20 protein-coding genes and 2 pseudogenes are annotated in these 25,588 nt (G+C 51.9%); 13 read left to right on the forward strand and 9 right to left on the reverse strand.

Annotation, left to right across the window (positions count from 1 at the left end; all coding sequences use genetic code 11):
- Positions 1 to 43: 43 nt before the first annotated feature.
- Entirely contained in the window at positions 44 to 871 is an 828-nt protein-coding gene (locus AArc1_RS00185) for an IS5 family transposase (RefSeq protein ID WP_117362373.1), read from the reverse strand.
- Between the two features lie 139 nt (positions 872 to 1,010).
- Here AArc1_RS00185 and AArc1_RS00195 point away from each other — a divergent pair, with 139 nt between their 5' ends.
- From AArc1_RS00195 to AArc1_RS00220, 6 genes and pseudogenes are all read left to right on the forward strand, one after another.
- Positions 1,011 to 1,949: a hypothetical protein gene (locus AArc1_RS00195; RefSeq protein ID WP_228442289.1), complete on the forward strand. Its 939-nt coding sequence runs from the start codon at positions 1,011 to 1,013 to the stop codon at positions 1,947 to 1,949.
- 320 nt (positions 1,950 to 2,269) lie between these two features.
- Positions 2,270 to 2,527 (forward strand): hypothetical protein, encoded by a 258-nt coding sequence (locus tag AArc1_RS00200; RefSeq protein WP_117362374.1) that lies wholly within the window; start codon positions 2,270 to 2,272, stop codon positions 2,525 to 2,527.
- Positions 2,528 to 3,088: 561 nt separating this feature from the next.
- Positions 3,089 to 3,991 carry a hypothetical protein gene (locus AArc1_RS00205; protein WP_117362375.1) on the forward strand — a complete coding sequence of 301 codons (903 nt, stop codon included), beginning with the start codon at positions 3,089 to 3,091 and terminating at the stop codon, positions 3,989 to 3,991.
- A 208-nt stretch (positions 3,992 to 4,199) separates the two neighbouring features.
- A pseudogene (locus tag AArc1_RS00210) lies at positions 4,200 to 5,188 on the forward strand (transposase).
- A 75-nt stretch (positions 5,189 to 5,263) separates the two neighbouring features.
- Positions 5,264 to 5,665: a transposase gene (locus AArc1_RS00215; RefSeq protein ID WP_228442290.1), complete on the forward strand. Its 402-nt coding sequence runs from the start codon at positions 5,264 to 5,266 to the stop codon at positions 5,663 to 5,665.
- 1,026 nt (positions 5,666 to 6,691) lie between these two features.
- On the forward strand, positions 6,692 to 7,555 hold the full coding sequence (locus tag AArc1_RS00220; protein WP_117362376.1) for a DNA-binding protein: 864 nt from the start codon (positions 6,692 to 6,694) through the stop codon (positions 7,553 to 7,555).
- A 209-nt stretch (positions 7,556 to 7,764) separates the two neighbouring features.
- Here AArc1_RS00220 and AArc1_RS18795 read toward each other — a convergent pair whose 3' ends face one another.
- A complete protein-coding gene (locus AArc1_RS18795; protein WP_133412306.1) occupies positions 7,765 to 8,310 on the reverse strand; it encodes a GIY-YIG nuclease family protein in 546 nt (181 codons plus the stop codon).
- A 531-nt stretch (positions 8,311 to 8,841) separates the two neighbouring features.
- Between AArc1_RS18795 and AArc1_RS00230 the strand changes: the two genes are divergently transcribed.
- The gene (locus AArc1_RS00230) at positions 8,842 to 10,203 is read left to right on the forward strand and encodes a GIY-YIG nuclease family protein (RefSeq protein WP_117362378.1); all 1,362 of its coding nucleotides are present in this window, start codon (positions 8,842 to 8,844) and stop codon (positions 10,201 to 10,203) included.
- A gap of 93 nt (positions 10,204 to 10,296) precedes the next feature.
- Positions 10,297 to 11,232: an ArdC-like ssDNA-binding domain-containing protein gene (locus AArc1_RS00235; RefSeq protein WP_117362379.1), complete on the forward strand. Its 936-nt coding sequence runs from the start codon at positions 10,297 to 10,299 to the stop codon at positions 11,230 to 11,232.
- A gap of 245 nt (positions 11,233 to 11,477) precedes the next feature.
- Here the strand turns inward: AArc1_RS00235 and AArc1_RS18410 are convergent, their stop codons facing one another.
- Positions 11,478 to 11,927: a hypothetical protein gene (locus AArc1_RS18410; protein ID WP_133412307.1), complete on the reverse strand. Its 450-nt coding sequence runs from the start codon at positions 11,925 to 11,927 to the stop codon at positions 11,478 to 11,480.
- A 99-nt stretch (positions 11,928 to 12,026) separates the two neighbouring features.
- On the opposite strand from AArc1_RS18410, the pseudogene AArc1_RS19225 reads away from it, so the two are divergent.
- Both AArc1_RS19225 and AArc1_RS00245 read left to right on the forward strand, forming a co-directional pair.
- Positions 12,027 to 12,155 (forward strand): annotated as a pseudogene (locus AArc1_RS19225) (PadR family transcriptional regulator); the annotation flags it as partial.
- An 86-nt stretch (positions 12,156 to 12,241) separates the two neighbouring features.
- Positions 12,242 to 13,474 (forward strand): hypothetical protein, encoded by a 1,233-nt coding sequence (locus AArc1_RS00245; protein ID WP_186336576.1) that lies wholly within the window; start codon positions 12,242 to 12,244, stop codon positions 13,472 to 13,474.
- A gap of 198 nt (positions 13,475 to 13,672) precedes the next feature.
- Here AArc1_RS00245 and AArc1_RS00250 read toward each other — a convergent pair whose 3' ends face one another.
- On the reverse strand, positions 13,673 to 14,863 hold the full coding sequence (locus AArc1_RS00250; protein WP_117362380.1) for an ISH3 family transposase: 1,191 nt from the start codon (positions 14,861 to 14,863) through the stop codon (positions 13,673 to 13,675).
- Positions 14,864 to 15,084: 221 nt separating this feature from the next.
- Here AArc1_RS00250 and AArc1_RS00255 point away from each other — a divergent pair, with 221 nt between their 5' ends.
- Positions 15,085 to 16,260 (forward strand): AAA family ATPase, encoded by a 1,176-nt coding sequence (locus AArc1_RS00255; RefSeq protein ID WP_228442291.1) that lies wholly within the window; start codon positions 15,085 to 15,087, stop codon positions 16,258 to 16,260.
- Positions 16,253 to 17,614, forward strand: coding sequence for a hypothetical protein (locus AArc1_RS00260; RefSeq protein ID WP_117362381.1), 1,362 nt, complete (start codon positions 16,253 to 16,255; stop codon positions 17,612 to 17,614). Before AArc1_RS00255 ends, AArc1_RS00260 begins: the two co-directional genes overlap by 8 nt.
- Before the next feature lie 28 nt (positions 17,615 to 17,642).
- Here AArc1_RS00260 and AArc1_RS00265 read toward each other — a convergent pair whose 3' ends face one another.
- The 5 genes from AArc1_RS00265 to AArc1_RS00285 form a co-directional block, all read right to left on the reverse strand.
- Entirely contained in the window at positions 17,643 to 18,497 is an 855-nt protein-coding gene (locus tag AArc1_RS00265) for a DNA adenine methylase (protein ID WP_117362382.1), read from the reverse strand.
- A 54-nt stretch (positions 18,498 to 18,551) separates the two neighbouring features.
- Positions 18,552 to 18,950 (reverse strand): hypothetical protein, encoded by a 399-nt coding sequence (locus tag AArc1_RS00270; protein WP_117362383.1) that lies wholly within the window; start codon positions 18,948 to 18,950, stop codon positions 18,552 to 18,554.
- 77 nt (positions 18,951 to 19,027) lie between these two features.
- Positions 19,028 to 21,664 (reverse strand): DUF1156 domain-containing protein, encoded by a 2,637-nt coding sequence (locus AArc1_RS00275; protein WP_117362384.1) that lies wholly within the window; start codon positions 21,662 to 21,664, stop codon positions 19,028 to 19,030.
- Between the two features lie 8 nt (positions 21,665 to 21,672).
- A complete protein-coding gene (locus AArc1_RS00280; RefSeq protein ID WP_117362385.1) occupies positions 21,673 to 22,563 on the reverse strand; it encodes an alkaline phosphatase in 891 nt (296 codons plus the stop codon).
- Positions 22,547 to 25,051 carry a DUF499 domain-containing protein gene (locus tag AArc1_RS00285; RefSeq protein WP_117362386.1) on the reverse strand — a complete coding sequence of 835 codons (2,505 nt, stop codon included), beginning with the start codon at positions 25,049 to 25,051 and terminating at the stop codon, positions 22,547 to 22,549. Before AArc1_RS00285 ends, AArc1_RS00280 begins: the two co-directional genes overlap by 17 nt.
- Before the next feature lie 216 nt (positions 25,052 to 25,267).
- On the opposite strand from AArc1_RS00285, the gene AArc1_RS00290 reads away from it, so the two are divergent.
- Complete coding sequence (locus AArc1_RS00290) at positions 25,268 to 25,561, forward strand: hypothetical protein (RefSeq protein WP_117362387.1); 294 nt, start codon at positions 25,268 to 25,270, stop codon at positions 25,559 to 25,561.
- Positions 25,562 to 25,588 lie beyond the last annotated feature (27 nt).

Consider the following 25,588-nt stretch of genomic DNA (forward strand, 5'->3'; position numbering starts at 1 on the left):
TTTGTGTTTGCGGCCGTGGTGAATCGCCATACGGAGGTTGATTTCACTGGTTGATGGCACGCTTGATGTTGTAGACGACACACATCAGGACGATTTCACGGAACTCTCGATACCAGGCTCGCGCACGCACGGCGTCGCCGAGCGTGCGCTTGATCACCGAGAAGACGGTTTCAGATAGCGCTCTTTGGCCGTAGAGTGTCTCATCGATCCGCGCGTTATGCGCGTGATCGATGGGGCGGAACTCTCGATGCTTTATCAGCGGTCTTACGCCCTCTTCCCGGAGTTTCTCGCGTAAGCGCTGCCAGTCGTAGCCTTTGTCTGGAGCGAGGCTGTGTAACTCGCCCGCGTTGCGGCGGGCGAGTTGCCAGCCGATCTGGGTGTCGTGACGTTTTCTGGTCGTGCAGTGAACGTCGGGGACAGCCTGTGATGCTGTATCGACGAGAGTGGTGGTCTTGAGCGTCTGCACGCGGTAATTCGTTCGTCGGCAGTGGTGCTTGCTCGCGTTTTCGCGGTCGAAAAACGTCGCGTCCATCGCTGCATGACCAGATGGGCCGTGAAGCTGCGCCGACAGGCGCAGCATCACTCGCCAGACTGCCATCTTGATCCTATCAAACGCCTTTACTAGCGTCGAGTGATCCGGGAGATCCGCCGCGTTGAGGCCTATCTTAGCCAATATTTGTGGTATCTCGCTCAAGAGGTCAAGCGCTTCGCGGTAGGATTTGTTCAGATAAATCCGCAGACAATGCAGCGAAACGACGGCATAGTCGGCGAATCCGCCGCCACCCTGCGGGGCGGCGGATTCGCCTCGGCCATCAACAGCACTTTTAGCCAGCGACACGACCTTCCCAGTGAAGCGGGAAATCTTGGACATAGGGCATCCGCCGTTTCCCGCTTCAACTCCCTAGTTATAACGGATCAACTGGACGCAGTCTGGCGATTCACCAGAGCCAACACGATGTATTAGTTAGTGAAAATATTTATATCCAATGAAATTATTAGTTGTAGACGCAATGTCAGATGATCGCAACCTCAATAGACGTAAAGTTTTAAGAAATGCTGCGGCTGCTGGGTCTGCATCCCTCATTGGGATGGCAAGCTCGGTTGGTGCAACCCCGGAAGAAGCTTCATTTGATTTCGATCGATTGATGGAATCAGATAGGATAGTAAAGCTTAAAGAAGAAATCCCCGATCTTGAGTTCCATTTGGAAGATGCCCGCGCAATTGGAGGGGAAGAAGGCATTGTCGCTATTCCTGCAAATCATGGGACAGCTCTTACTCGCCCACCAGGACAGACAGACGCCGCAAGTTTCTATTTCGACGAGTGGGTTCGTGGTGTGGACTCTGATTGGGTTGAAGGAACTCAAGCACGGCTGAGGGTAACGGACGATGAAACGGTTCTGATCCGGACTGCTACTGATGAAGAGTCCGAGGCATTCCTCAGCTCCATCGATACGGATGAGCTCGATCATGAGAACACGAATGTAGCAGTCCAGCCGGACACTGGCGAAGTCACGATCACTCATGTCGACAGCGAAGATCGTCGATATGATCGCATTCAGGCGGCACCTGCTCAGGATGCTGGGGCACAGATTGCAACGGAAGGTAACGGCTTGACTGCCGCTAAATCTGGATTAGAGGTGACTGACCGCGATACTGAGCATTTCTCCGGCGGTTCTGGAGAATTTGGAACACAGTCATCCTGCGACCAAGATGACGTTGTCTTCTGTGTCATCGAGGCAGTTAGCTGCCTGCCCTGTGCCGCTGCTACTGCTACAGGGCCGCTTCTTGCTGTCTGTATCCTCTTTGTGTGCCTCGGCTTCCCTGCTGTACCGATCGCAACTATCTTGGCAGACATCGGCTGTACCAATGTGGCTGGTTGCACGGCAAGTGCGGCCGCAGATATCATGAGTGACTTGGCTGACGATTTAGGTGACCAAGTCCCCGTCTAAGATAACATCATCCGTGAGATAGTAGGCTTCGCCGTCTCGTGATGCAAAAGAGTTACCAACACGCTTTTTTAACGTGTGAAACCATTTCTACACGCTTTGAATGTTAATCGTGATTCTGTTTTGTGAGCTAAAACAGTATACGAACATCGTGATTCCCGTGTACAGGTGGATCATCTAAAACGTTGTGAGCGACCGCTTCCCACTCGCTGAGCATCCTGTGAGCAACATCCCAGACTAACTTAATGACTCGCTGGTTTCTCAAACTTCGCTAACTGACGCTGACCGCATATATTAAGTTGGTGCAGGTGTAACCTATAGATATGAGTCAGGAAAGCATACGCTGGAGTACTCCGAAGGAGTTCGCATCAAAGACGGGGAAAATCATTGTGGCATTAGCTGGAGCGATGCTAATGACCGGCCTTCTGATGCTGGCTCTTCCGTATACCGAGTACAGCCCACAAACTCTAGAGAGAGTCATAGTCGTTACCGTGTTTTATACAACTTGGATGCTTCTGTTGTTCAAGCTCTTTTTTGGGAAGTTTATTCCTCTGGGAATGTCCAAAGAGAGTGAGACGTAGCATTCATTAGAAGTAATTACTCCTCTTTGGAATCGGAAATTGGTCGAAAGCGGTGCCGATTGCTGTTTGTATTCCCTCGAGTTGAACTCTCTCGTCCACCTGGTGCGGTGGGCTCGAAGCGTTTAACATTGGACACACCGGAAGGCACAATATTCTGTGAGCCCATAGGTTTCTGTATGTCCAGTATCACGGTTAACGTGGACAACGACTTCAAAGCGTAAATGGAAAAACACCCGGAGATCTGATCGTGGAAAAGTCGGGAATGGAACCAGATTGAGTGACACAATTCATCGAGCCCCTGTCCAGTTCATTGAGATCGTTCCTGTGGGCGTCTTTATCTGCCATCGCGAGCTTCGTGGATCCGTCTCTCAGTTTCACGCACGTACACGCAAAGATGACTGAATCACCACTATAGAGCACCCAAAGCAGGTTAGTATGGGTAGTTCTATTGGTGGTTTGCTCATATATTGGGCTAATACTCAACATGTGGTGTATATATCAATATGTGATTTAGTAAGCCGACCGATAACCCAATAAGTATTCAGAAAATAACATCAGTTGATGAGAGAAAAGCTAACTGAGAAATTGCATCAACCTGAATATACCGGAGAAAATCGATGTGAAGCGTGCACAGTAGTGAACATTATAATTGCAGGTGTGATTGGAGCAATCATTAGCCGGAAATCGAAACTTGCAGGAATAGCGTCGATAGGCGTTTCCCTCTTGTTAATTTACCTTCGAGGGTATCTCATCCCAGGAACACCAACCCTCACAAAACGGTATATGCCAGCATCAGTCCTCCAGTTGTTCGGCAAGGATTCAGAACCCAAAATACGGAACGGTTTAACTACAAGCGATAACTCAAGTCTCGAAACCAGCAATACTAGTTCAACCACGCCCTCAACAACCAATAACGATACTCAAGATGACTCTGACACGATGAAAATGCCTACAGAATCTCCAGAAGAATATTTCATTTCAATGGGGGCTGTAGAAGAATGCGAAAATAAAGACGATCTGTGTATAGCAGAAGCCTTCGAATCAGAATGGGTTGAAGAGATAAGTGATCTCAGTAATGGGGATTTCACAGCAGAAGATGTTGCAGCAGCACTAGACCTCAACATAGAGAACGACGAATTCACGATTCAAGAAGATGATCAAACTCGTCGCTTGAAGCGTGATAAACGGGTCGTTGGCCAATGGCCATCTGAAGCTGCTTTAATTGCTGACGTTGCTTCTTCTCGGATACTACGATCACGGGATGAGGATTGGGACAAATACAAACCTGACAAAAAAGGAGAGCTTCTCAACGGGCTTCGATTATTCCTTGATACCTACCCAACGACTGAGGGCGAGATCGTGCTCAGCGAAGAAACAGTTGAATCCTGCTGTAGTACTCATGAAGTAATTGTAGCAGTGTGTGAGGACACAGACGAGCGCATTTTCGAACACCCAATGCCGTGAATCGGCTCAGGGGGCAAGCCCCATAGAATTTGTAGAGTCACAAAGGGGAGTTATTTTTTCGGAGTTTGGGTTTGGCTAATTAATATCAGTATACGGAAAGCAAATCAGGGTTGTTGAAGGGTCTTAAGCCATACCCGCTATTAATATAAAGGAGAGGGTGTCATAGAACAGTTAGCATACCAAAGAGCAGGGTGAACGCTGAGGTGGAATGAGTTCAGCGACCCTGCAAGATGAGCCTTGGATAGACGAGTTCTTTGATCTCGTGGCAGTCGAGACGCTTCCGCTCTTCGAATCCCTCGACTTTGACTTTCTCAGTGAGTATGACGTGTTCGCCCCCGCTCGGGGGCGAACACGAGATCATTATCCGCCAGAATTGTTCAAAGGTTTTCTTCACTGCTACTACAAGGAGATCTACGGCCCTCGTCCTGTCACCCGAGAACTCCAAAATACGGCCGTCTGGCTCAGCTGCGGGTTCAATCGACCGCCGTCAAGAGACGCGGTCGATCGGTTTCTCACTGATCTCGGCCTCGTCGTTGACGACGTGTTCAGTCACCTCGTCGAACAGGCCGCTATTCGCGGCCTGCTCGACTCTACCTTCCGAATCGATTCGACCGATCTCGAGCCCCTCGCGTGGAACGATGACGCTTCGTGGAACTACGATCCAACGGCTGAAGAGTACTACTACGGGTTCGGCCTCACGATCGTTTCCGCAGGGCCAAAGGTTCCGATTGCAACGGAGTTTACGCAGGCGAAACAAGCCTCGAAGGAGACGGCAATGCGCGTCACGTGTGACGAGCTCGCGGCCAAGTATCCGATTTGGATGCTTGGGACAGTGGCTATGACATCCTCGATTGGCACGACTTCCTGCTGGAAGCAGGAGTCGTGCCGATCGCCCCGTACAGCGCACGAAACACCACTGATCCGCTTGATATCGAATACCGCGTTGAAGACCGAATCAGCGAATTTACAGAGGATGTGACGCTCAAGCGTTCGATCCTCGCTGAGACCTACAAGCGTCGAACGCAAGTTGAACGAACGTTTGGAGCGTGTTCAGACTGCGGCCTCGGGACGCTTCGCTCCCGAGGCCGCGCCCATGCGCGGGTACAAACGTATCTTGAGCTGTGTCTCCGAGTAATCGTCGCCATCACGAACTACGAACAGGGTGAAAACCCGGGTCGAACCAAGCTCGTGGCATGAGATGAATTGTATGATGCCCTCCACATAGTTACCGTTCACCTGATTCATTCCCAGGATATTCTGAATAAAGAGATCGTGCTACTATCTACTGACAATAGCCAACCGCTGAAAGCGATCAAGAAGGAGATCAAAGAGCTGTTCAAGGAGTATGGTGACGAGATCGACAGTCCCTACGATGCCCTTGAGCGGCTCCCACAGAAACAGCTCTCGGAATACGGCGTCGAGGTGGGAAGCGTCGAGGAGACGTACATTTTTCAGGCGATCAAGGAGCGAATGCATCGACACCTGCGGGCAGGTGTCGAGCGAGTCTTCTCGCGTCTGAAGTCGTTTACCGGTCTTGACCGAGTCCGTGCGCGCAAGAAGAACAACGTCGAAACTCATGTCGTTCTCTCTGCGGTGGCACTGGTTGCAGCCTCACTGACCGCAAAACGTCAGGGCAAACCAGGGCTGATACGCTCGCCAAGCCGGTTGATCTGACGGAAGCAAACACCTGTCCGAAAAACAGATCGCCGCCTGAGAGGCGTCGCTCTCAGGCGGCTCAATTCATGACGAAACTTCGACCAGTAGCGGTGAATCAAGACACAACTCGACCGCTATTGTCAGGTAAACCACGATCGATCTACCCGATCTTGTCCTCGGTCGCTTGAACAGCGGCTACCCTGCCACGTCGTGCGAACTGATTTTGAAGATGCAACAGGCTATACTGACAAGGTAAAACCGACACGTAGACACTAAAAGCCCCTGTCGCGCTTGAGTCCCGCGCCTGGCGAGACGCACGCGTCTCGCTGGCCTTCGCTCGTTTCACTCGTGAGGATCTCGCTGCGCTCCTCACACGGTTGCGGTGCTTGTGTCGTCGGGGTTCCCCGAGCAACGGAAGGCGCAAGCGCCTTCCGAGCATCGCGAACGCTCCGCGTTCGCTCAACGCGTCAGCCCCTTTCGATCCCACCCACGTGGTTTGATTGGGGGCTATCTGAAGCAATTGACTGTTCTACGTTTACGGCCCGCCCCGCTCGTCGCTGCCGCCCTCCGCATGCTCACGGCTCACTGCGTTCGCCGCTCGTCTCGAGGCGCTTCCCGGTGGTCGCGCCTCTTTCGCTCGCGACCGACCATTCCGGGCGGGCTTCCGCTCCAGTCGGTGCGGTTCCTGCCGGGCATCTGGTTTCGACGCCAGCACCAAGCGCGCTTTCGGTTGCGTCTCGCTCCGGTGGTCGCTCGACGGACACGAAATCGGCTTGTGTGCTGGCCGCTCGCTCCGGGCGGGTCGCCGAGTCGCTCACTCCGTTCGCGCCTCGAGTTCTGCCTCGCTTAGCTCGGCAGAACCACGCGCGGTGCTGGTTGAATGTTCTCCAGAGGCGCTCTCGCTCGCGCCCCAGGGGGACGCGAGCGAAGGCGCGAGCGAGAGCGCACATGGTGGATGAGTCGGTCAACGTCGAGAGCCACGGCTGGAGAGTCGTGGTGTTGGGAAAAGACGCCGAGTGAGCGTCTTTGGAACTAAGGATTCCAATGTCTAGTGAGAACTCAGTCAGTAAGGTCGTTTCGGTCGATGAACAGGCATACGAACAGGCAGACGCTCGAGCGGAGCGCGACCCCGACGCGGAGTACGTCATCGACGAAACCCCGGAGTTCCGGGCAACGGTTGAGATGGAGATTCAGGCGAAGGTGGATGCAAACCACCCAGACGGAATCGTCGATACAAGCGAGGATCGGATCTACGGCGTGACCCTGGCCCAGGAAGAGCGCATTCGAGCCAGAGAAGAAGAACTTGAGCACATCAGTGCTCAGGCCGAGTTCGGTCAGCAGAAGGGGCGGGCGTGGCGAACCCGAAAGAAAGTCGAAGTGATGCGTCGTGAGCAGCGGCGGTCGGAAAGCCGGATCGATCCCCGTGAGAAGCTCGAGCGCGAGCAGTTGGCAGCGGTCAATCAACAGGCACAGCGGTTGGCCGACGACGTCCAAGGTGGCTACAGTCGGGCGGTCATCGCGAAGCGGATCGCCAGCCGCGTCCTCAAGGGTGCGGACATGTTCGAGGCCGTGATGGAGACAAAAGAAGAGCTGCTCGACGAGGCAGGAACGATCGTCCCGATCGGCAAACTCGAGGAGATCAATCGCGGTGAGGTCAGTGTCGAAGGGTGCGTGATCGAACTGTGGGAGCCTGCCTGCTCGAGTCAGCAGCAGGTTGGGCTAATCGAAGATGAGACGGGACGAACGAAGTTCACCGTCTGGAAGAAGAGCAAGCAGCCGCTGGTCGACGAGGGCGAACGGGTGCGATTCAGGGCCGCAGCGAAGAACTGGTACAACGGTCGATGTTCGATCGCACTCACCCGGTGGTCACAGGTCGTCTTCCCAGAGCGTGACGCGTGGTGGGAATAGCCGTTCGTAGCCCCTTTTTTGCTGATGCGTACGGTCACCGCCACCGCCCACCACCTCCACGTTCCGGGCTGCTCACGGCCTACAGCCGTTGCGCTGCCGGGCTTTCGCTTACAATGAACATACTCAAATAACAGTCACTAACTCAGTCTCCTATGGGACGGGATGATTCGATGTTGAACAGAGATCTTATCCGGATCAAACCGCCCACATTACCCTGGTTGCGATACGTACACATCATCACTGGTCGCTTCATCAAGGACATCAGCTGTGATTGACTCAGCTTGATAAGCTTCAGAGGTCGAACCATACCAATCAACTGAAAGCAGCCGGCTAGCTGGGAAGATCTGTGAGAAGTTAGCCCCTCGCCCTCGACCTGCAGCGTGTTGCTTTAATCGAGTCGCAGCCGCTTGGGTCACACCGACATATAGAAGACGCTCTTTTTCTTGTGCTCGATGTGCCCAGCTTCGATTCGTTTGAAGATGGAATTCTTCGCGGAGTACTTTTTCAGTGACTGTCCGTTGGCGACACTCAAGGACATAGACCGCATCAGTTCGGAGTGACCCATCGGCAAACTGTTTCAGTAGTTCTGCGATCCGTCGTTCGTCGACATTATGGCATAAACACTCATTTGGACAATCAGAGCTAACGGGATCAAAAAGCGCAGATTCAACTCTTGGCAGGGTTTTAGACCGAATCTTATCTTCAAGTTCGGATTCGGTTGCATACCGCCATCGTCGTTTTTCTGTCGATGCCACAGTCTTATCATGTTTGTATAGACATAGAAAAGTAAATAATTTCGGTCTTAACAACTCTACATTTGATCCTCACTCCAGAGTGCAGCCAATTTATCAGTCAAGTCGACGTTGACGTTCAGCCCAAAACATTAGTTCATCTCGCATTTCATCAGGCACATCGCCAAAGAGACAACCCAACCGATTGCCTAGATTTTGCCAGCTTAGCTTATTGAACGTTCCCTCACTATACGGGCCGTCTGCCAATGCATCTTCCCACCCCTTGTGAAAGGTACGTTCTCTATCCTTGTCAAGCGGTTTTCGTTCGTCCTCCTCAAACATCAACAGGGTCTCATTAGACACCATGATTTGACTAGCTCGCTAATTGTTAATAAAAATACCTTTGGTATCGACAATTTTAGCGAAAATTTTGAAAAGGATAACGCCGTATGCTCCGTAGCTGCTGTACTGACCAGAGGAAGCCTAGGTGTATCAATGGTTGTAGATTTAAACAGAATTATATTTTATCTATCAGTCAAAAACCTTGTGTACTGAATGAGCAAAGCAGCGTTGTGGGAGTCATGGCTTGAGGAAACGCTCTTACAGGATCTCCATTCTTCTGAGGAACCAGATCCAGTTCCACTTTTCGAGACGACCGACAACGGACTCGAAACGAGCAGTGAGCTAGGGAGCTACAAGTGGGGAAAGAACGACGGTGACTACCTCTATCTCATATACCTCTTGGAGGGGTCAGTCACAGATGCACAAAGCGTGGTCCCGGTGTATGTGGGAGAATCAAGTAACATCAGCTCACGAATTGGGCAACACTCTCGAAAGATTCGCGATTCACTCCCCATCACAGAGTGGGAAGAGAACGACCAGTGGGGAGGCTTCTCGAAATACGATCAGATCGCAGCCGTTGCAGAACGTGCAGACGATCCGTTGTACGTCTGGATTATCGACGTCGACGATCTTGAGTACGGTCCATATGGCTATGAGACCTATCGCCAGGAACTCGAGGCAAAACTCGTTGGGTTGGTTCACGCACAGTCCCAGTACGAGCGCATCTTCGCCAATCGCGAGTTCGTTCCAAATCAGATTCTACACGAAATCGGAAAAGCGGGCCCCGAATGGGTAGCAGAGGAAATAACGTCTGGGTCTGTACAATCGGAGACTTACAATCCAAATACAGAGGCCGGTCTCACGACGAAAGCCGAGTGCTGGAGAGCATGGGTAAAAGAGTACATCTTAGCAGACATACAAAGCGATACGAGATCGGATCCAATTCCACTTTTCGAAGTGAACGACGATTTGCAGGTTCGAACAAGCGATAGTGAGATACTCCAGCGCTCTGTTGAGATCGATGCACGGATTCGCCGTGAAGGCCAAAAGTGTGTTACTCGAAACGGCATCCGTGAGGAGGGTTGCGACGGGTTGTTGTACGTGATGTACCAACTCGAGGAGCCTGCTTCGACTGCGACATCAGCTGATATTGTACCTCGCTACATCGGTAAGGCAGAAGCGTACGGAAAGAAGCGAGAACTCAGCTCGAATTTTACAGAAATCGCCTACGAACGGAACGCGACACGAAGCTTTGCACGATGGGGTGACGGAAACTATTGGCACGTTGGGGAACTCTCGATGGCACTCACCGGCAAAGACGAGCGCAAACAACACTGGGTAGAAGCGCTCTTCGAACCAGACTCACGAACATTGTCGCAACAGACCTACCTCTGGGTCTATGCTTGGAATAGTGAGGCAGACAGCAGTCCGCATCAAACACCCGCTACACTCGCAGAGGTCGAAGCATTGCTGATCGGGACAGCGTACGATGCGTACCCAGAATATCTCTTGAACAAGAGTGGGACACCAGACGACGCACCGGTCAAAGTGGAAACTCCAACGTTTGCTGACTAGCGATTTTGCGGCTGCTCGTTGTTGGCGTGTTTTTTGGAACCCACTGAATGGTGGAGGTCTTCTCGAGAACGATTCGAGAAGCGTGACTCGATCATGGTTACGAGCAGTAGCACCCGGGAAACGTTCGACGATTCGGATACCCGGCACGACGAGATGCACAGTACGATCGAAACATGGCTTGAGGACCTCGTTGAGGAGGTTGACGACGCTGTTTCGAGCGAGCAATTCAGAGAGTGGCTCGACGTCCAGAGTCGATTCCACGACTACTCTCACCGGAACACTTTGTTGATAAAGTTACAATGTCCACACGCGATCAAGGTCGCCGGCTATCGAACGTGGCAAAACGAGTTCGACCGGCATGTGAAAGAGGGTGAGAAGGCGATCTGGATCTGGGCACCGATCATCGCGAGACAGTGCCCTGAATGCGAGAATTCACCATCATACCACGGACGGAGTGACTGCGAGTACGATGACACTAAACCCGACGAGTGGGAGAAGGGACTCGTAGGCTTTCGGCCAGCGCCGGTCTTCGATGTATCGCAGACTGAGGGAGAACCACTTCCGGAACTCGAGACAGAGGCAAACGGTAATGCCGATGAACTGGTGCCAGCACTCCTCGAGGCGGCGACCGCACTTGAGGTAGATGTAGATGTCGTCCCTCCTCGGGCGTGGTCTCATGGCAGCGCCAAGGGCGTCTGTCAGTATCGTCTGGGGAAGCAGCCACTCGTAGAAATCCGTGATCGTGAAAACGAGGCCGATCTTGCCATCACACTCGTTCACGAGTACAGTCACGCGCTGTTGCACGGTGGTTCCGATACTGAAGACGAACGATCGAAACGCGAGCTCGAGGCCGAAGCCGTTGGCTACATCGTCGGTCGATATTTTGAGCTGGACACGAGTGGGTCAGCGTTCTACCTCGCTGCGTGGGAAGGTGACGAACCGGAGACGATCCTCGATCGACTCGAGCGCATTAGCTCGACTGCTCAAGAGATCATCGACATCGTCGAGGAGGAAATGGTCGATGTATGACGGACACTGTTGTTCGAGATCATTGAAGTACTCGAGGAATATCTTCAGCAGTCCTATCGACTATACAGGAGTGTTGTCGATCTATGTCTGAAAGGAGAGGTCATGGAAACTTCCTCTCTTCTCGTCGTTGTGGATCAGGATCACGCCAGTGACGGGGGCGCGTGTTACACTCGGAACGGGAGGTCGGTAGGTGGGTAGACTTGGAAATCGTGCTTCAAAGCCCCTTTTATGTTAGGGAAAGAGGATTACAAAGTACTTTCTCCAGTTCGGGACTGGTATTCTAAATTGCTCAGTCGTTCCTCTAATTTTTCAACATCCTCTTTCACTTCCTCAAAGCGCTCTGGTACTTCATGGTTCAGTCTGACGTTTGGATAGTATGGCTCTTTTTCTGAGTTCTTGTAGTAGAGGTTTACTCCTCCATCATCCTCTTCTATTGCTTTGCACGTAACAAACCGACGCCGGTCTAACCGATCAAGCACTGACCCGACGAGAGCTACTGCCCCGTCTCTGTTGTCATCATCACGGAGGGATTGGGGGATTATATCAGGGTATTCTTCTAATACCCAATCTGTGATTTCTTCAACGGTATACGCTTTTTCAGAATGATCCATCAATAGTCGGTGGGCAATATACACACTCAAGCGATCATGTGTTGCACCTGAGTTCCAAGCTTCCGAATCAACGTCTATAGGCATATGAACATTCGGCTTTCTGACGGTATAAGCTTTGTAGTTGAAATGATTATTCTGATCCCCTTTTACAGTCGTTTCCTGAGGGATTTACGTTTCCTCCTGCTAGTAAAGAAAGGACTTGTCGAGAAAGGAGAGAAGGACCGACGCACCAACGTCTACATGGTAACTAAGCGGGGAACTCGAGAAATCGAAGCCCGACGCAACTGGGAAAACGAGTACATCGAATTATAACCCGTATTGAGCGATATCCTTGCTGCTACATCACAGATCTCGCTTGACGTGCATTTATTTCGTCTCCCTGTGTTGGCCACTGGTAAATGTCTGAAAGCCTGTCTTCGAGGACAGTCAGAGAGAAAATCCTTGAACTACTCCACGATCGCATCATATCACATAGCAGCATTGAGGAACAACCATTCAAAGTAGAGTTTGAAGATCCTCTTCCAAACAAGATATGTTTCTACCTATACGGTCTCGGAATAGCTGATGAAGGGCATGGGTACACAATAAATGTTCGTCTCGATAAGACCAACGAAGATGGGAATATTATCACAGATCCCCCAGAGGACCATCTGGCGATTCTAGGAGGTTATAACCGGGACTACGAGGTATTCGTATTCTGGGACGATGACCTATACTACGATTATGGACCAGAGGAGAGCCAACCCTACACGCCCTACGTAAAAGAAGAGACAATCGAGGAGGCAGCCAGAACGGGCCTATCTACACAAAGGCGGGATCATCGGGAACGAGGTGAAGGCGGCGAGACCGTCATTGCGGTGGATGAGGACCATTTGGTTGATGCACTTTTGATGCGGAACAGGCTCTTCAAAATCCGGCGGATTCTACATGATGTCCTTCCTGAGGGATGGCGTGACAGCAGCGCAAGAGCACAGATTATCGAACGGGTAGTGGATATATTTCTTGAGGAGACTTCGAGGGACAATCCGACAAAGGAGAGAAGAGAAACCGCTCAGAAGATCGTTAAGGAGGACCGGGGTGATAATCTCGATACTATCCAGAATAAGTTTCGAGGAGAACTCTGGGAGCATCGAGATCGACCCAGCAGTGGCTACCAGCAGGAGTACCTTGACCCGGCTTTAGAAAAGGTCGAGGCAAGATGGAGAGATGATATCGACATCGAAGAACTACTGGACGAAGAGGACGGCCCCCAGCATCCACTCATAACACACATACACGAAAACAAGTCTTCAACCTCCATATACACCTTTTCTGCCTCTCCAGATCATTGGCTGACCTCAGCCAGGTACAACGCAATTCCGTTTTCAGAAGATGATCGGGAGCTCTACGATGACCTCTCATCTGGTGATATCGTATTCTTCTATTCAGAAAGAGAGACAGTAAACGAGGAACTGCCTAAACAGCCAGTAGGCCTCATAGGTGCTACCATCATCGATGAAAAGAAAGAGGACGATCAGTGGTGGCAGGAACATGAAGACGGAGAAGATCACCCCCTAGTCGCGTCCTTCAGCCGCGTTTTCTACACCGGTTCAGTTGAGAAGTTTGACTACAACCTTGAGAATAGTCGCTAGTTGTCCACTGTACCGATCACGCCACGTACAGATCCGAGGAAATAGACGAGGGGTGAGGCAGAATCAGTATATCACTTGACCAGGAGACAGAACACAGATGGAAATCTGTCGCATAATGTCTACTTTGCCAGAGATTCTGACGAAGAGAAAGATAGCTGACGCTAGTAGCCGACCTCGCTTCGCCAGAAGCGAGGCGGCTCAGCCGAGTCCGTGATCACATCCAGGTGGCAATCCGGTACCGTTCGTCCGATGCTTCTCTTTCCATCCCAGATCCCGGTCTAACTCCCGGACGACTCCGTAGAGAAACGCATCTCCGAACGTGAACTCAACGGGAAGTGCTCGCCCGCCACGGCGTGGCCGGGCGAGCACGGCCCACTGTAATACCAGCCAGAGCTGCTCTAACAAGAACCCGACACCCACGTAGAAGAGACGAATCGTCGTTGACGGTGTTGTCGTCAGTGCACGCGCCTCACGGAACTTCTCGTAGCTCTTTTCGATCTGTGATCGCTTGTTGTAGATCGTCGCAACCTGCGCCGGCGTCCGGTCTTCCAGACCGAACGCCGCGTATCCGGTCGCCTTCACGCCAGACTTTCCACGGTCACCGTTCTGGTAAGTGACGTTCACTGCCATCGGAAACGTCTGTTCGTGCTCTTTCCCCTCACAAATCGTCTCCTCGGTCATGTATGACGCTGTTACGGAGAGCTTCTTTCGGATCGACGCCTTCCCGGTCTTAACCGGGAAGACTGGCGGTGCACTCTCTCGGAGGACGCCAATCAGCTTCCCGACGTAGGCGTCTCGATCCATGAGAATACGGTCGATCTCAAATGGATACGTCTCGACGCGGGCGAGCAGTCGCTCGACCGCGTCGGCCTTGCTATCTTCGCCAGCAACCGGTTCAACCGCGAGTGTCAGCGGCTTTCCCTGCGCAATCACGAACGCTGTGCAGTAGCGATGACACTGGGTAGTCCCGTCCCGAGCAGCCATCCGTCTGGTCTCGCCGTCACTTCTGGGAGTTCCGTGAAAAGGGTTGTCCATGAAGTCGATACAGACGGTTCTCGACCTGCGGCGGTCGAGAACCGTCATCACCAGCGTAGCGAGAATATCGTTAACGGCGTCCAGCATCGGGTCTTTCTGGATCGTGTGGAGCCAGTCCATGACGGGCTCTCTATTGGGTGTTTCCTCTGTGTTGGTCGTGACGCCGTTAACAGAGGTTGTCCCAGCGGCGGCTCGAAGAACGACTTCCATGATGTCGCCGGGATCGAGGGGCGAGCCCTCGATTCCCGGCATCGGAATCAACAGGAGCAGCTCCAGAGAAAGAGCCTTGAGTTGCCGGTTCGAAATGAACTCGTCCGGATCTGTGAGAACTTCCTTGAGCAAGGGGATGTTCATCACGAATGTATCCGGACAGCGGATGAATCAGGTAACTGATTCACCCGCTTCCTTCATCACTACATGTTAGCTAGCTGGCCGCTCAGTCAGAGTGGACAACTAGCGATAGTATTGCAGACAAGGACGAGTCAGATCTCGAGAAGGAGATAGAATCTCTGACAGCAGGCCTCCTCGATGTTTCCACCGCTCACAGCATCTGTCACGCCGCCTTCGATGAAAGAATGCCTATTGAGGACACCTTAGCTCGCTTTAGCGATATCGATGGTTCGGATGAAATCGTCCGTCCTATCGCACTAATAGCAGAGATGGCATCCCGACTCCGAGAAGCACCGCCGATCAACATCCACACCGAGTTCTCGGGATCATTCGATGACGATCTGCTGGAAGGACTCTATTTCCCCGACAGCGAACAGGAGATACTGGACCAGATCCATGCAGCCCTCCACGCTGGAAAGCATGTCATCCTCACAGGGCCACCAGGAACAGGCAAAACAGAGATCGCACAGCGTGTAACCAATAAAATCGCCCAGGAATTTCCCTGGATGTACTCGGGCTCCCAGATGACAACGGCTACCTCCGACTGGTCGACCTTCGACACGGTCGGCGGTTACATGCCTGAAGAAGACGAGGACACAGATGGAGACCTATCCTTCTCTCCAGGCATCGTCCTCAACCGGTTCAGAGATAGAGAAACTGAGACTCCTCAGAACGAACCGCTTGTGATTGACGAGTTAAACCGAGCTGATATTGACAAAGCGTTCGGACAGCTATTTACTGTTCTATCAGGTCAATCCGTCCAGCTACCATACACCAAGAACAGCAAAGAAGTCGAGATCGTAACCGCTGGTCAACTTGACGAGCTACCGAGTGCTCACCAGTACGCTGTGCCGGAGTCTTGGGTCATCTTTGCCACGATGAATACCTACGACAAGACTTCACTGTATGAGATGAGTTATGCCTTCATGCGGCGTTTCTCCTTCATCCCCGTCGATGTCCCTGAGCTTCCAGAAGAGGAGGACCCGGATGAGGAGGATGCCCTTCAAAAGCTCATGAAAGGGTACGAATCTACCTGGGACGGGATCGATGCGGATACTGACGAATTACTCGCAGTTGGCCGTGTCTGGAGGAACGCTAATAATGAGGTTGACGGCTGGGCGATCGGTCCCGCTCTCGTACAGGATATCCTCGCTACGATAACACAGTACCCCCGGTCTGATACTGAGTTGAAGCCACGCCTCACGAACGCGGTAATCAGTTACATCTTCCCGCAACTAGAAGGCGTCCCAGAGCGGAAGCAGATTGTCAACAGTATCAAAGACTCACCGGAAGTCAACGAGGACAAAATCACAGAAGGGGCTAGAGAGATACTTCAGGTATCCTTTGAAGGCGATGAATAGGGAAACGATCATCGACCAGCTAAGTCAGGATATCGTCTCCTATGTGATGGCTGGATCCTTCGAAGAGCAGCAGATCGCCCGTGAGATCAAACCTGGAGACCTTGATGAACGGTTCGAGGACTACCGATTACTGCTTAACCTCCACTTCGTTCTGAAAGATGATGTCGTGAAATTCGTCAAGAAACTCCCAAAGCGGCTAAGAAGCATCAGTACAGAAACGAAGACTGTCTCACGGACTCGTAGAGGGACCGTCGACGGCCACATAAATTGGGGGGCGACGATGAAGAAACGATACTCTCAGAATCCTTCAGACAGTTCACTATTCGTCTGCGACAACCGGTCTGAGGACTATGACACCCCAGAGAACCTTGTATTAAAACGGCTGATATCAATTATATATAACACGATCGACCAAGCAGAGGAGTACATCAAGCAGCAGTACACCTGGGCGAAGGATACCTGGCGAGGCGAGGAGGACCTCATTGACGAACTGAAACGGATAGTAGATAGAAATGTCCACGTCAGAAGAATCCGCTCTCCCGAAAACTACGAACCAACTGAACGGATGCTCATAGCGGCGGAAAGCTCTCGAAAACCTATCTATCAAGAAGCAGCTGAACTACTCCGTACTCACGATAATCTGGTTGCCGGAGACCGGGGCGAGATCAAGGATCTGCTAAACAATACGGCTATCACACCTGATGATGACGAAACCCTGTTCGAGCTATACGTCCTGTTCCGATTCGTATCTGTCCTTGAATCTATCCGTAAGCAGCAGGCTCAGTTCAAGCCAATTCGATCGAATAGGAAAGAAGTTGCCATGTTCGATGGTGACCCGGAACTAGTGCTGTACTACGATCAGGCAGGTACGGATAGAGATCTTTCCTTTGTAACCGAGGAAGACATCACGGAGCGCCCTCTGTCCCGCAGTGAGAAGGTGCAGGAGGTAGCTCACGATATCTCGAACCAATACTTCGACAAAAAATTCCAGAACTATACCAGTAGGCCTGACGTCATAGTCCTCGAAATCAGGGATCCTAATACACAAACCTATGAATACCTCGTCACCGAGGTCAAGAACAGTACAAATACAGGCACGATTAGGACGGGGATCAAAGAGACTCTGGAATACCTAGCTTTCCTCCGAGTCGATGATGATTTCGTATTTGAGGATGAGGATGGGGAGGACTATTTCGGAAGCGGATGGAACGGCCTCCTCGTCATCCAGGATCTCGAACGAGACACTACCCCTCTCGAGGAACAGGGCGACTCCGAGATCAAGATCCTACAGGCCTCCGAATTAGAGGATGGACTTGAGAGAGTCTTGGATAGAGCTGATTTGAACGTAGAATAACGGCAGCGAAAGAAGAGCGAGTTGTTGGCTATTCCTCGGTTCCAAGTCCATCTAGGGTTGTCTGCTCGGTATCGTCAAACTCGAAGGTTCCTGCCTCGTCCATGTCGTAGTTGAGGATGAGACGTTCGGTTACCTCGATAGACCGGCTGTCGTTATCGTGCTGCTTGTTCATGAACTGGGACCGGCCTTTCTCCACTATGGTGTAATCTTGCAGGCCTTCAGGGATTCGCTGGTACGATACTGCCCATTTACCTTCTGTCTCGCTTAGAGTATCCACGAATCGCTCGTGGTCGAAGTCCCCGTCGTGACGGTACAGAGCGTCCCCCTCATCGACGTAGGGCGGGTCGCAATAGAAGAACGTGTCTTCACTATCGTAGCGGTCGATCAGATCTGCATAGTCAAGATTCTCGATTTGGACATTTTTGAACCGGTCTGCGAACTCGTATAGCTTCTCCGTGGCGTTCCTCAGCTTACGTGCCTTGTTCCGCTGGTGGGCTGAGGCAAATCCAGATGCAGTCCGGTACTTTGCAGCGTATTGTGAATACCTGAGGTAGAAGAACCGGCCTGCCCGCTCAATCGAGTCGTCAGGTCTTTCGCCGGAATAGAAGTCCTCTTTCCACTCTTGATGCTGCTCTCGTGCGTACGGAGTTTTATTAAGCCAGTCGATTAGCTCATCTTCTCTCTCGCGCAGAATCTTGAAAAACTGGACGAGATCACCGTCCAAGTCATTGTAGACCTCAGTATGGCTCTCAGGCTTATTCACTAAGACAGCACCGCTACCGCCAAAGACCTCCACGTAGCACTTATGCTCCGGGAAGTGCTCGATGATCCAGGGAGCTAGATAGGATTTCCCTCCCGGAAATGGAAACACAGACTTTGTCACGACCGGAGCATAGACGATGATTCACTATAATACTTCCTTCATCTCTATCCTGGGCTACGAGGTAACGTTGAGATTGCTCGAATACCATCCAGGTCCTACCTGCTCAAGGCTTCCACGGAAAATCCTATTCAGCCCTATTCTTTCGTCGCCATCAAGTAGTACGGGCTCATCCCAGTACTCCACGTTGTCGACCACGAACTGTACCCGGGGATTATTCGCCAGCAGAAAGTTCACGCGCTCGGACAGGATGTCGTGGATGAACTCGCTGATCTCTTCAGGATCTTCCGCACCTCGGAGATAGCTGTCAAGACCGAACACCGCTATATCGTAAGGCAAATCTCCCATATCGTCGACACGGCGGAGAAACTCGACTACACTCATACGTTCATCAAACTCGTCACCGACGTCTAAGGCCTCTTCACCGACGACGTGATAGCCGATATCGAAGTTCATCAGATTCTAGCAGCCTATAATATGGCAAATGGTATAAAAGTAATCGGAAATCAAGGCCTTTACTGGCCGAGGATTTCTCAGCGGAAGTCCTCAATCTCCAGCTGAGTGTCGGATTGCTCCTTCACGTATTCAGCGATATCATCGTAGTCATCGTCCCCTTCGATCTCTGAGAGCCTGTGAAGCGCGTTGATCGCACCTTCATCAGTCCATTTCCCGAATCGCTTGGCTAACTGGTCGGTCTCGAAGAGGTAGTACAGATAGTGGGCCTTGTCAATCGACAGTGGTTCGTTCTTGTTTTCCAGGCAGTCAGCCCGTTCAAACGGATCTAGAATGACCAAGTCGTCACCTTGTTGTTCCAGTAGATCTTCATGAACCAATTCAGCCACGTCGACTCCTCTCTGTCGAAGATCCTTATTGAGGGCGTTGAAAGATAATTCCTCGCCTCGGCCCAAAACGTGGGTTAGATAGACTGCACTGAGAGGATCCATTTCCTCGCTCAGAATCTGGAATCGTTCCTCGAGCAGTTGTTCGTCGACGATTTCTTTGATAGCGTCGACAGCCTCGACCACGTCCATCTGCTCTCCGTCACGAGTGACGTTCGGATAGTGTTTCGAGAAGATCTCCAGGCACTTCCCCATCGCCACCACGAAGATATCACCTCCAGTCAAGCGGCGACCTGCTTGCTCCAGTCGGTCGATCTCATCCTCTGCCCGGAAGTATATATCGTCCTCAAGCGACTTCCAAGAGACCTCCTTGGGATCTTCTTGGCGTTTCCTGCAGACGATAATGGTGTCGTAGTCGACGGTTGCTCTTCCGTGCCTGGTACCTCCACGAGTCTCACTGTTTACAGGGTAGAGAGCGCTAATGTAGAAGTCAGCATCAAGTACGGATTGGAGCGTTGAACCCCAGGCCTCGGTCTCCTTGTGGTGGAAGGTGAAGGCCATAATACCGTCGTCAGCCAGTTTCCGACGGGATTCGTTGAAGACGTTCGTCAGTGTCTCGATGTAGTGCTCCTCGGTTCTCTTGTCCTCGACATCTTTCGCCGGGTCGACAACGGCCTCGCTCTTCTTCGGCGTACGTTCTCCTTGGAAGTGGTCGTAGGTGTCGCTGAGAACCTCGTGTAGCCAGACGTAATAGAAGTCCGAGAGCTCGGCATACATTTCGTTGTCGTAGTATGGGGGATCCGTGATGATCGCGTCTACTGATTTGTCTTCGATAGGTAGATACTCAGAGGTTCCACAGCGTAAGAAGGAATTCCCCTCCTCTCCTAGGTGAGAGGCATCGTCCACAAGGACACCCTCTACCGGAGTCTGCATCTGCTTATCCTGAGAGTTCCCGTCCTCGTCGATGTATTTCTCGACCGGGCTCTGACACCACTCCTTCGCGGCCTTCGTTTTATCGAACATCCCCTTGAAGGTACCACGACCGTAATCACTGCCCCAGACATTCCCTTCAACAGGTGTGTGCCGGGCGATAATCGTGTTATAGTTGTAAATAGGCTCAAGCTTGTTCGCCACCCGGTTGTACATGCAGAACATGTTGTTCGACTCCAGCATGGCGGAGAACGTGGTGAGCAGGAACTCCTTCACGTTCTGATCCTCGATGTCGTCGATCTCGTTGAGGAGCCGGCCCAGCAGCAACAGCTGCCGGTCGTTGAACATCTGGTGGTACTTGTGATAGCCGTGGTTCCAAGCACGGTCACTGCTCCCCTGGTACCGGTCCTGCTCTGGGATCGGCAGCTCGTCCCACTCTTCCTCCAACTCCTTGCTAGCACTCTCGTAGAGCTCTAAATCGTGGTCAGTGGGGTCTTTGTATCCTTTATCGTCACAGGAATCGCAGTAGTATTCCACTGCATACATCTGGGAATCTGGCTTGCCAAAGCGTTTCGTGGCGTCGATAATCTTACTCCGGACACCGCAATCAGGACAGGTATAATTCTGTCCTGAAGCGGTCCCCTCCTTGGGCATGAACTTATTCCCGCAGCTGTCGTCCACGCATGTTGTCTCCGTAGTGTGGTCGTCTGTCTGCTGGACGGTCCAGCAGTCCGGGCAGAGAACATTCTTGTAGCTGTCGTTGGAGGAACGGGAATTAGCGAAGTAGTAGCCCTTGAACAGGGGAATATCGTGGCCGCAGTTCAGGCACTCGATCTCCTTCACCCAGAAGTAGTACATCGCATCCGCCATGTTATCGCAGTCTGGGCACGGTGTCTGGTAGTACTCGAGAATTTCCTCACCGACAGATTCGTAGATCTCGTCGTAGGCCTCTTGCAGATCATCAATATCCACGGGTTCAATCTCTTTCTTCACTGTGAACCAGGCAACCGGGTTTAGATCGCTGCCGATGACGTTGCAGCCCATCCGCAGGGCTTCAACGATCGTGGTTCCCCCGCCCATGAATGGGTCGAGAACAGTCTTATCGCCAAAGTCGACGTCTTCCAAGTAGTAGTCCCATAGGGCCTCTGGATTATCCCAGTCGACGTCCGGTAACTCCTCGAAACTCTCCTGGCCGTTCTCCTTGATATGGATTTCATCCTCCGCTAGGGAGTACAGGAGCATGGTGCGGAAGACCGAGCCCAGTCGCCTGGCCCAGTACTTGTGCATTGTGTAGACAGGCCGGTAGTAGCGCTTGGCATGGCCTTCCTTCGATGCGATTTCGTTGACCCCCTCAATTGGGAACGAAATCTCGATAGGTCGACGACTGTTTTCCTTGCTCATGCTTATTTTTAGAGATTGACGTTAATCCGGGGCGTAATGCACTCGGATACGCTGAGACCACCGTGCTGGAAATTCGAGTACTTCCCTCCGGCAGGCCAAGTGTACCGCCCGATGGGCATGTAGTACCCATCTGCCTCCACGACAAGACCATCCTCCACGAGGTCGTCAGCGTTGACGTTCCCAACACTTTCGAACCGTCCACTAAATGTGTTCTGGAGACGGGTTTTCTGTCGGTCTGAAATTTGGAAGGTGTGACCGGAGTCCAATCGGGCGTACCCGTGGTCTGAGGTGATCACCAAGGAGTCTGTATCCAGCTGGTTGATGATGTTGCGGAGTGCTGTCTCTGACTTCTCGTACATCTCCTCGATGGAGGACAATTTGGTCCTTCCTTCCTGAATATTCTCGAGAAGGGCGTCAGGGTACCGGCTCCAGATGATTTGCTCGTCACCATCCAGGGATGGTTCTTGGCTCTGTACGCTGGCAGTTTTGTACTCTTTCTTCAGATCGGAGTAACCTACTCTATCTCGGAAAGGCATTGTCTCGGAAGGAACAGTCGAATACGAGTAACCGACCGACAGCTCACTGGCTTCGTCCTCCAACAACTGTACGAAGAGGGAGGCCTCTCGGACACTCATTGAGTCCATCATAACCAATGCTCCATCCTCGGGAACGGTCATGGAGGCCTGGTTTACACACCTGTCTGCCAGGATCTCAGTATAGAACTCGCTGTAGACATCGAGAAGCAGGCGTTCATACTCCACCATTTGCGACTCCCGACTATAGTGCGAGGCGATATCATCTCCGGCAGGAGCCCAGATGTTCCAGACTGCCTCCCATACCGGATCAATTGGGTCCTCGGCGTCGACTAAATTGGTGAGGACCTCAGTCTTGAACTTCACTTTCGATCACCACCTGAGCGTTGATATGGGTCGCACTTGGCAGTTCTTCCAGGAACTCGATCAGCTCCTCCTTCGACAGATCGTCTAAATCGTAGGAGAGATCGATATGTGTTGCAGTGTCTGTGTCTCCGTTGACCCGGGACTCCGCTACACTTCGAAGAACACGAGCACTGTTGCCCTCTAACTGAACCGTCTTGGTCTCGGTCGGTTTACTGGCCGTTTCTCCTTCATATCCAGTCCCTGACCCGGTACGGCCGACAGTCGTCGTGGTTCCATCACCTGTACCGATACTGCTTCCAGTCGTAGCTCTTCCCGAACCAGTAGTGCCCGTGTTAGGCTCGGGCTCTGGCTCCGTCTCCGTGTAAACCGACTCATCAAGATTGTCTGGGTGATGGATGGTCAGTTCATCGTTGAGATCCGGTAATGGATCGCCCTTCTGAGTCGCGTAGAACTTCGCTCGGTCGCTTTCCAAGATAATCTTCCCATCTCGGTAGAGTTGGCCGAGAGCAGAGTAAAACGCACTGTCCTCCAAGACCACAGGCATCCTACGGAACTGGCGGAAATCATTGAGCATCGAACCTACGTTAACCCCGTTCTCTGCATCCTGGACCTCCTCGACGATCTTCTCTCCAATGTAGGTCTTATCACGGCCTACCTTGCTCTTCACATCCTCGATGTCGGGATTGACCGATTTCTTCCTCATCCGAAGACCTCCGCCGGAATCAGTCCACTTGACCCAGCTCCCGTAGTTGTCCTCAAGCTCGTTCCGTAGCTCACGACGTTCGTCTCGGATTATCTTCTCCAATTCACCTTGCTCGTCGTCAACCTTTCCTCTCAGGTTCTCAGCGCCAAGCACACGAGCTGCCTTGCTGATCAGGTCATCATCCTGGCGGATCTTCTGGTTGGGAGTGACGAAGAGAACCGTGTTCTGATAGGTCCTACCCTCGAAGAAGCTGTCCAACTTTTTCTCCAAGGCCCCGTTCGACAAGTAGTCCAACATCACAACGACCGAGATATCCCGTGAATCCGAGACATCGTCTTCAGGATAGACAAATACGTCTCCTTTCCAAACATCGTCCCGGACGACCTCAGCCAGTTTCTCCTCAATAGCATCTCGATCTCCGTCTAAAACTCGTTCTTGTTCTCGAGTTACGAGAGCGGTGAGCTTGGGATCCTCGGTAATGTAGTAGTTGTCCTTCTGACCATCTCGGTCCAAGTAGTGAGCAGTGCCATACAGGTTCTGGAGGGACATATCCAGCTTCGACACCGAGTTCTTTCCAGGCTTATACGTCCCAAGCAAACACTCCGTGACGGAGGCCATCTGAGACCTTTCGTCCAGAGTGTAGAGGAGAATGGTCTTCAGCAGATCCTCACCGAAGTCGATATCCTCGACAGAATCAAGGTCGGAGACATACCGATTGAAAAGTGTCTGGTTGATCCCCCGGAACGCAGCTGCTTCGATATCGCTGGTTATGATCAGATCGGTATCCTGGTAGAGCCGTCTCACTGTATCAGCGAGCACGTTCATGGCACCTCGAACGTTCTGTCTTTCCTTCCCACCTTCGTACAGGTTATCAAGGATGTCAAGGAGCTCAGGATGGAACGGATAGGTCTCCACCATCCTATTCTCGTACCGTTTCTCCTCCTCAATGTCGATAGGATAAGAGTAGTTTTCAACGTAGTTCTGGACTATATCCCGAACCTCGTTTTCATCCAGTTCTTCACGCCGAGTTTCAAAGAGTCGGTGGAGGATAATCCGTTCCCGGTCACCGGTGGCGTTCAGATCTACGGCGTAGGGACTCGTCCGATTGAGAATCCGCTTGAAGTCATCGCTCTTGTCCAATAGTGTGATGAAAACAAACAGGTCCTCGTCAGGATCGTTCGCTACCTCCAGTAGATTCTGGATGAAGAACTCGTTACGTTCAACCAATTCCTCATCCACCGAATCGCTAAACGACTCCCACCACGTCTCAATTTCATCGAAAAAGATGGCAACCGGCCCATCAGCACAGAGATCCTCTATATGCTCAGTCGTAACATACCGCTTGACATCATCTGAGATATCCTCACGGCCAAGATCCTCGAAAATCGGCTCCCAGATATGATCCGCATCAGTCTCACTGGTAGACAGAATGGTCGCATCCGTTGACTCCGGGACATCAAGAGCAATCTCCCAATCATTGAGCCATTCTTGGCCAACCTCTGGACTATTGAAGAGGTGATACAGGGTCAACAAGCCGTGAGACTTACCTGCCCCATAAGGCCCTGAAAGCGTGATTCCTCCCTGACTGTCCCGCCCCCGTAACTTGTTATCAACATGGTCGAACGCAGTTTCCAAAGCATTCGAGGGATAGGTCATGGAGAGAAGCCGGGACGGATCATTTTCAAGCCGGTCCTCCGACCCACCTACCTTGTGCGCCTGGAGAACCCCCTGAAAACGCCCCTCACGGACTTCCTTACGGGGCGTCAGGAGCTCTGAAAAGTTCATACGCTTCTGTTCTGACTCGGACCTACTTCATGCTTTTCAAAATGACGCCTCAGAAGAACTCTACAACAAATCCAAATTCAGAGATCCTCCAAGGACCTAACGAACCAGCAGGACGAATTTGCAAGAGGAATAATTATCGCCCCCTCATACCGGGAACTGGAATTTAGGAAAATCCATAAATTATGTCAGAGAAAGCTCGAGAGCTTAGCCAAGAAAGTGGCGGAGTGCAACAACACAGACGAAACTAGAGAACTACTCACCGAATACGAACCCATCTCCCAAGGAGTCCTGAAAGCAGCACACTCCATCGACTGCCTCCAGATAGAACCCACACTCCACGAAACACTAGACGCAGACGCACTGGACAAAATCTTCCAGACCTCAGGCAACGTCAACGGAAGAATCGTCACCCAGATCTGGGACATGACCGCCGTCATCACCCCCATAAAGTCTAGCTATATGAGGCAAAGAAAACTCCTCAAAATTGACTTCGGTAACTCAATCACCTAATTCGATACCACTCGGCGTTTATTGTGA

It is taken from the genome of Natrarchaeobaculum sulfurireducens, assembly GCF_003430825.1.
GTDB classification, from domain to species: Archaea; Halobacteriota; Halobacteria; order Halobacteriales; family Natrialbaceae; genus Natrarchaeobaculum; species Natrarchaeobaculum sulfurireducens.

Excerpts from the sequence above, each read along its gene's own strand:
- AArc1_RS00185 (WP_117362373.1), bottom strand. The coding sequence starts at position 871 with ATGTCCAAGATTTCCCGCTTCACTGGGAAGGTCGTGTCGCTGGCTAAA.
- AArc1_RS00195 (WP_228442289.1), top strand. The coding sequence starts at position 1,011 with ATGTCAGATGATCGCAACCTCAATAGACGTAAAGTTTTAAGAAATGCT.
- AArc1_RS00200 (WP_117362374.1), top strand. The coding sequence starts at position 2,270 with ATGAGTCAGGAAAGCATACGCTGGAGTACTCCGAAGGAGTTCGCATCA.
- AArc1_RS00205 (WP_117362375.1), top strand. The coding sequence starts at position 3,089 with ATGAGAGAAAAGCTAACTGAGAAATTGCATCAACCTGAATATACCGGA.
- AArc1_RS00220 (WP_117362376.1), top strand. The coding sequence starts at position 6,692 with ATGTCTAGTGAGAACTCAGTCAGTAAGGTCGTTTCGGTCGATGAACAG.
- AArc1_RS00230 (WP_117362378.1), top strand. The coding sequence starts at position 8,842 with ATGAGCAAAGCAGCGTTGTGGGAGTCATGGCTTGAGGAAACGCTCTTA.
- AArc1_RS00235 (WP_117362379.1), top strand. The coding sequence starts at position 10,297 with ATGGTTACGAGCAGTAGCACCCGGGAAACGTTCGACGATTCGGATACC.
- AArc1_RS18410 (WP_133412307.1), bottom strand. The coding sequence starts at position 11,927 with ATGCCTATAGACGTTGATTCGGAAGCTTGGAACTCAGGTGCAACACAT.
- AArc1_RS00245 (WP_186336576.1), top strand. The coding sequence starts at position 12,242 with ATGTCTGAAAGCCTGTCTTCGAGGACAGTCAGAGAGAAAATCCTTGAA.
- AArc1_RS00250 (WP_117362380.1), bottom strand. The coding sequence starts at position 14,863 with ATGAACATCCCCTTGCTCAAGGAAGTTCTCACAGATCCGGACGAGTTC.
- AArc1_RS00255 (WP_228442291.1), top strand. The coding sequence starts at position 15,085 with ATGCCTATTGAGGACACCTTAGCTCGCTTTAGCGATATCGATGGTTCG.
- AArc1_RS00260 (WP_117362381.1), top strand. The coding sequence starts at position 16,253 with ATGAATAGGGAAACGATCATCGACCAGCTAAGTCAGGATATCGTCTCC.
- AArc1_RS00270 (WP_117362383.1), bottom strand. The coding sequence starts at position 18,950 with ATGAACTTCGATATCGGCTATCACGTCGTCGGTGAAGAGGCCTTAGAC.
- AArc1_RS00275 (WP_117362384.1), bottom strand. The coding sequence starts at position 21,664 with ATGAGCAAGGAAAACAGTCGTCGACCTATCGAGATTTCGTTCCCAATT.
- AArc1_RS00285 (WP_117362386.1), bottom strand. The coding sequence starts at position 25,051 with ATGAACTTTTCAGAGCTCCTGACGCCCCGTAAGGAAGTCCGTGAGGGG.